7 protein-coding genes are annotated in these 6,546 nt (G+C 37.9%); 6 read left to right on the top strand and 1 reads right to left on the bottom strand.

The features are described 5' to 3' along the window. Nucleotides 1-126 precede the first annotated feature (126 nt). Complete coding sequence (locus tag Q0W26_RS00685; RefSeq protein ID WP_298521438.1) at nucleotides 127-267, top strand: hypothetical protein; 141 nt, start codon at nucleotides 127-129, stop codon at nucleotides 265-267. A 4-nt stretch (nucleotides 268-271) separates the two neighbouring features. Here the strand turns inward: Q0W26_RS00685 and Q0W26_RS00680 are convergent, their stop codons facing one another. Next, on the bottom strand, nucleotides 272-853 hold the full coding sequence (locus Q0W26_RS00680) for a GNAT family N-acetyltransferase (RefSeq protein ID WP_298521437.1): 582 nt from the start codon (nucleotides 851-853) through the stop codon (nucleotides 272-274). A gap of 342 nt (nucleotides 854-1,195) precedes the next feature. Here Q0W26_RS00680 and Q0W26_RS00675 point away from each other — a divergent pair, with 342 nt between their 5' ends. The 5 genes from Q0W26_RS00675 to Q0W26_RS00655 are packed head-to-tail and all read left to right on the top strand — an operon-like array spanning nucleotide 1,196 to nucleotide 6,447. Beyond that, entirely contained in the window at nucleotides 1,196-1,990 is a 795-nt protein-coding gene (locus tag Q0W26_RS00675) for a 2-amino-3,7-dideoxy-D-threo-hept-6-ulosonate synthase (protein ID WP_298521439.1), read from the top strand. Between the two features lie 8 nt (nucleotides 1,991-1,998). After that, nucleotides 1,999-3,129, top strand: coding sequence for a 3-dehydroquinate synthase II (locus Q0W26_RS00670; RefSeq protein ID WP_298521436.1), 1,131 nt, complete (start codon nucleotides 1,999-2,001; stop codon nucleotides 3,127-3,129). A gap of 7 nt (nucleotides 3,130-3,136) precedes the next feature. Beyond that, on the top strand, nucleotides 3,137-3,694 hold the full coding sequence (thpR, locus tag Q0W26_RS00665; protein ID WP_298521435.1) for an RNA 2',3'-cyclic phosphodiesterase: 558 nt from the start codon (nucleotides 3,137-3,139) through the stop codon (nucleotides 3,692-3,694). A 4-nt stretch (nucleotides 3,695-3,698) separates the two neighbouring features. Further along, nucleotides 3,699-5,066, top strand: a complete 1,368-nt coding sequence (gene cca, locus Q0W26_RS00660; protein ID WP_298521434.1) for a CCA tRNA nucleotidyltransferase — start codon at nucleotides 3,699-3,701, stop codon at nucleotides 5,064-5,066. 4 nt (nucleotides 5,067-5,070) lie between these two features. Next, complete coding sequence (locus tag Q0W26_RS00655) at nucleotides 5,071-6,447, top strand: MATE family efflux transporter (protein WP_298521433.1); 1,377 nt, start codon at nucleotides 5,071-5,073, stop codon at nucleotides 6,445-6,447. Nucleotides 6,448-6,546 lie beyond the last annotated feature (99 nt).

The raw sequence follows: 6,546 nt of genomic DNA, 5'->3' as shown, positions 1-6,546 counted from the left end.
ATTGACATTTTGTTTAAGATGTCAAAACAGAATATTTTTTTATTCATTTGAAAAATAAATTAGTTTCTTTGAGATTAAAAGGTTTTAAAAGTTCCATTTAATATAAAATTTGTGGAGGAAATTATTATGGCAAAACCTATTGGTGATACTCCTGTTTTGGAAGGTGATGAAGCTACAGAATTTTTAAATCATATGCTTGATCCCCCTACTGAAAAACAGAAAGAATTAAGTAAAAAAATGAAAGAACAGAGATTTGTTCCTTTCTAACTTTTTATATTTTTTCTAAATCAAGATATAAATAAAATGTTTTAGTAGGGTCTCTGTTCATTATAAAATCAATATTTTTAATTGATTTTTCATCTTTTTTAAGATATTCAAAACCATTTCTCACAACATAGAAGTTAAATGCTTTAGCATACCCTTCAATTATTATAAAACGAAAACCAACCTTATTTTCAGAAATTTTTTTCAAATTATTCAATATGCTTCTTAGAATATGGCTGCCTAATCCTTTATTTGAATATTTTCTATTGATAGCAAGTCTTCCAATTTTCACTGCAGATATTCCTCTTTTATTCGAATTGATGTTTAATTTCCCTTTAATTTTCAATCTTAAATTTTCATCTTTAATATTTTTCAACTTTAATGTGTCTGTTAATAAAGATGCAAATCCAATAATGTCTCCATTATACATTACTAATTTGGTAACATTTAGTTTTTCTTTTTGTTGTGCTAGTGCATCATTCTTTAAAAAATCATTTAGGTCTTCATCGCCGCAATCAAAATCGCTTAAATCATGTTCTGCAGTCAATGTTTCAAAATAATAATTTTCTTTAATATCTTCGATTTTCATATTGGTGAGTTTAATAGTTTAAATTATTTATATCTTGCTAATTTGTGACTTATATATTGATTTAAGCTCGTAAAATTATTTTTTAACATAAATATTGATTTTACTTTGAAATATTATTATTTCAAATAAATTTTGATTTTCGCTTATAATTTGTTGTATACTTTTAGTTGGATTAACGGATAGACTTTAACATTAAAATTTTTAAATTTGCTTAAATGTTTAATTTCAAGTTAGTTATTTTAATCGATGTGTAAAATTCATTTATTTATTATAATTATCTGTACATAACTATTATATATCATAATTAAGAGAAATATAATTCATAAGTTAATATGAGGTTAGATAATGATAGGTAAAAAGATTCGTTTAGAAAGAATCATTAACAGAAATACTGGAAGAACCGTTATCGCACCGATGGACCATGGTGTATCAAGCGGTCCGATTCCAGGAATTATCGACATGGACGAAACAGTTGAAGAAATCTCCCAAGGTGGAGCAGATGCAATCCTGATGCACAAAGGAATCGTACAGCAAGGACACAGAGGCTATGGTAAGGATATTGGATTAATCGTGCACTTGTCAGCAAGTACCTCCCTTGCACCGGACCCAAATGACAAGGTAACTGTAACAAGCGTTGAAAAGGCAATCCAGCTTGGTGCAGATGCAGTGTCCATTCACGTTAATCTCGGTTCTGAAACCGAAAGCCAAATGCTTCAGGAATTGGGCCAAATCGCTGAAACCTGCGACTACTGGGGAATGCCTTTACTTGCAATGATGTACCCACGTGGCCAAAAGGTTGAAAATGAGCACGATGTTGAATTCGTAAAGCATGCAGCACGTGTAGGTTCAGAACTTGGTGTGGACATTGTCAAAACCAACTACACTGGTGATCCGGACTCATTCAAGGAAGTCGTTGAAGGAGCAATTGTGCCTGTCGTAATTGCAGGAGGTCCAAAAGTAGAAACCGATGAAGAATTACTGCAGATGGTAAAAGATTCTCTTGAAGTCGGTGGAGCAGGTGTTGCATTTGGACGTAACCTTTTCCAGGCTGAAAACCCAGGAAAAATCACAAGAGCAATATCTGAAGTAGTTCATCATGATTTGGATGTTGATGAAGCATTGGAATTCTTGAAATAGGTGATTTGATGCAAAACAAATTCGCATGGATCAGCACTCCCGATGAGCTGTGGGAAGACAAAAAGGAAATGATTACCACAGCACTTGAATCAGGAATCGACCATGTGCTTGACTTTGACGATATAGAAAACATCAGAAAGCTCGGCAACGTTAAAATCATTGCAAACACTGATGATGCAGACATATATCTTGTCGGCATAAACGGTGAAGGCGATGGCTTTTTGGAGCTCAATGATGACTTTTCAGATTCAGCTGACATTGCAAATGCCAAAAAGGCAAAAAGTGAAGGAAAAACCGTTTGCGGATATATAAAGATAACAGACAAGGCACATGAGCAGTTGGCTGTAAAGTTAGGTCCGATAGTGGATTACATAATTCTTGTGGGAACCGACTGGACAATCATCCCTCTTGAAAATATCATTGCTGATTTGCAAAAGGAAGATGTTGAAATCATAGCTGCAGTGCGTGACCTTGACGGTGCCCGTGTTGCACTTGAGACATTGGAGCACGGAACCGACGGTGTTCTCTTTGAAGCCAATGACTTCAACCAAACCAAAAAGATAGCCGAAGAAGTTGTTAAGGCATCACAGGTAAAATATGATTTGAAAATAGCGACAGTAACCAACGTTAAGCCCCTTGGCTCAGGAGACAGGGTATGTGTCGATACAACAGATATGATGAAGCCTGGCGAAGGAATGCTTATCGGTTCATATTCAAAATCAATGTTTCTGGTTCATTCTGAAAGTTTGGAAAGCGAATATGTCGCTTCAAGGCCTTTCAGAGTCAATGCCGGTCCTGTACAGGCATATGTTATGGTGCCTGGAAACAAGACAAGATACCTCTCAGAGCTTGTTGCAGGCGATGAGGTGCTGATTGTCAACACCGAAGGTGAGACAAGAACAGCATATGTCGGAAGAAGCAAAATCGAAAGACGTCCGTTGATATTGATTGAAGCTGAATATGAAGGAAACACAATTCGCACATTGCTTCAGAATGCAGAAACAATCAGGATAGTCGATGAAAACGACGAGCCTCTGTCTGTAGCTGACATCAAACCTGGAGATAAGGTCAAGGTTTATGTTGAAGAGCATGCACGTCACTTCGGAATAGCGATTGATGAGACAATCATTGAACAATAGGTGCATTATGACACAAGTTAGAGCATTTTTAGCCATTGAAGTGCCAGAAGAGATTAAATTAAAAATTTATAAGGTAATCAAGGAATTCAAGCAGATTGACGCCAACATCAAATATGTGGAACTTGAAAACCTTCATCTGACACTCAAGTTCTTCGGAGACATCGACACCGAAGGCATTGGACTGCTTTCAGAAAAGATCGCTTCTGTTGTCAGTGAATTTGACACATTTAAGGTAAACATCAAAGGCTGCGGAGCTTTTCCAAACACAAAACGAATCAAGGTCATCTGGCTTGGCCTTGAAAATGACGGATTTGTAAGGAAGCTCCATGACGAGCTTGACAAGGAATTTGTCCAAATGGGCTTTGACAAGGACCGGAAGTTCTCAACACACCTGACCATTGGGCGCATGAGGTCCGCAAAGGGAAAAGACCAGGTCAAATCAGCCATTGAAAGCTTTAAAGAAATTGAGATTGGAGAGATGGATGTGGATAAAATTGTCCTTAAGAAATCCACACTGACACCTCATGGACCAATCTATGAAGATTTAGAGATATTTGAACTGTGATAATATGGATTATGGGCCAATATTAAAAGACATCAAACCGACAAAGGAAGAAAAACAGCACATTGATGATGTGTCATCTAGATTAATGAATTTCCTCCAAAAGCTTTGCGACGACGGCAATATTGATGCAAAGGTAACATTGGTGGGATCAGTTGCAAAAAACACTGCTCTTAAAGGAAAGTCAGACATCGACATATTCATCGCTTTTCCTTTAGACACTGACAAGCAATATTTAAAGGAAACAGGTCTTGAATTGGCTCATGAATGCTGCAAGAAGTTCGAATCAGCACCTGAGCATCACTTCGCATCACATCCATATGTTACAACCGACATTGAGGGATGTGAAGTCGATATAGTGCCGTGCTATGCCATAAATGATGGAAGCGAGCTTAAATCTGCAGTCGACAGAACCATTCTGCACACACGTTATGTCAAATCCAACTTAACAAAAGAGCAGGAAGATGAGGTTCTTCTCTTGAAGCGTTTCATGGCAATGACCGGAACATACGGCTCAGAGTTTAAGGTCGGAGGATTTGCAGGATATCTCTGCGAGCTTCTAATCATCAATTACGGCAATTTTGAAAATACCTTAAAAGAGGCAATCAACTGGAAATACGGCCAGTCCATCGATTTGAAAAATTACAATACCTCACGATTGTTTGAAGGCGACCCTTTAATCGTCATAGATCCTACTGACATGAACCGCAATGTTGCAGCGGCACTTAGATTGAACAAGATGGCCGAATTCATGCAGTCCGCACGAAACTATATATTCTCAGACAACAAAAAGGACTATTTCTATCCGCTTGAAAGAAATATTGAAAAGGAAGATATTCTAAACGAATTTTCAAAAAGAAACAGCGATCTGATTGCAGTTAGATTCAATATTCCTGACATGCCTTTGGATACCCTTCACCCTCAGCTTAAAAAAACGTGCGAAGCCCTGGAGCGCAAGATGAACGAGGAGGAATTCAACGTATTCAAGGCGGATTACTGGAGCGATGAGATACTGACAGGCGTTATTTTGCTTGAAATGGCTTCATCAAAGCTAAATGACATCAAGGTCAATGTAGGTCCTAAGGTATTCTTCAACAAGGCCTGTGAAAATTTCGCTGCCAAGTACGGCCGTGAAAACTGTTATATACAAGGCGATTTTCTTGTTCACACCCAAAAAAGGGAATTCAGGAATGCCCGTCAGCTGGTCGAATACATCTTTACGCAGGAGCATATTGGACTTATCAAGGTTGGCAAGAACCTCAAGAAAACAATTATTAACACTTATGAATTCATAACTCTTGATGAAATTGAAAATGAAGGCTTTTTGGAATTTTTAGATGATTTCATAAATCCAGGTCAGCACATCGTAAGGTGAAAAAATGGGCTCAAGCAAAACAGAAGAAATAGACTTGATTGTTAACCATCCGAAAAAGGCAATAAACAAGTTGGCTTTACCTATCATTATATCAAACTTGTTCATGATGCTCAACAACATTATCGATGGTATTTGGGTTGCAGGATTGGGACCTCATCCTCTTGCGGCTGTCGGATTTGTGACACCTATATTTTTGGCTCTTGTCGGATTTGCAAACGGTTTGGGTGCAGGTTCAAACAGTCTGATTGCACGATGCATCGGTGCTGAAGACTACGAAGCAGCCGGAAACAGTGCAATACACTCAATAATGCTGAGCATTATTGTTACAATTATAACAACAATCATAATTCTTTTTGTCTTAAGGCCGTTACTGATGATGATGGGTGCAGGTGAGGTCATAAACGAGACAATGGCCTATGGAACAATAGTCATCGGAGGAATCTTTTCAGTCTTTCTTCCGGCTATGATGGCGGCCATCTTCAGATCCCAGGGCGAAATCAGAAGGGCATCATATCCTTTGATGTTTACAGCACTCATCAACATGATTTTAGACCCGATATTCATCTATGTAATCGGATGGGGAGTCACCGGTGCTGCAATAGCGACAGTCATTTCAGGTACAATCCCTATGATTTTAATGATGTACTGGATGTTTGTTAAAAGGGACAGCTTTCTTGAAGTCAAGATGAGCGAATACAAGAGAAATTTCACCATATACAAGGATATTCTTGTTGTAGGTATTCCGGCAAGCCTCGAGCAGTTCATCATATCATTCGTATCAATTCTTATGAACTACTGGCTTACAGTTCTCTCGGGAACCCTTGCCGTTGCGGCATATACTGCAACATGGAGACTGGTGGCAATAGGAATTTCACCAATGATAGGTATCGGTGTGGCCGCATTGACTGTTGCAGGGGCCGCTTACGGTGCAAGAAACTTTGAAAATCTCAAAACAGCACTGAACTACGGTGTAAAACTTGGAATGATTTCATCAGTTATTGTCTGTGCATTCCTTTTTATATTCGCAGACCCGCTCTCATTCATATTCTCATATTCTGCCGACAGTTCCGTTTTAGCACCTAAAGTTGTTGAGGCATTGAGGATTTTATGTTTCTTTTTGCTCTTTATGCCATTTGGTGTAATTGCCGGAAACATCTTCCAGTCCATGGGAAAAGGAACACTGTCACTTTTGCTGACGGTCCTAAGGTCATTTTTGCTTGAAGTGATCTTTGCGGGAGTTTTTGCATTCATTTTGGGTTTAGGTGCCGTCGGAGTATATTGGGGTCTGGTTTGCGGAATGTCTTTAGGTTCAATAATAGGATTCATTTTCATTAACTACTACTTAAATAAACATAGGGATTATTTCACGGCGGATATTTAAATTATGTTTAGTTTATTAAATGGGATATGTTATTATAAACTAAATTCTCATCTAGATTTTGTCTTAAAAGGATGATATTTAGAAATGCAATATTTTTTC

Source organism: uncultured Methanobrevibacter sp. (genome assembly GCF_947169325.1).
In the GTDB taxonomy this organism is placed as follows: Archaea; Methanobacteriota; Methanobacteria; order Methanobacteriales; family Methanobacteriaceae; genus Methanocatella.
The sequence above is the reverse complement of the archived record's forward strand: the minus strand, read 5'-3'. Positions and strand labels throughout refer to the sequence as shown.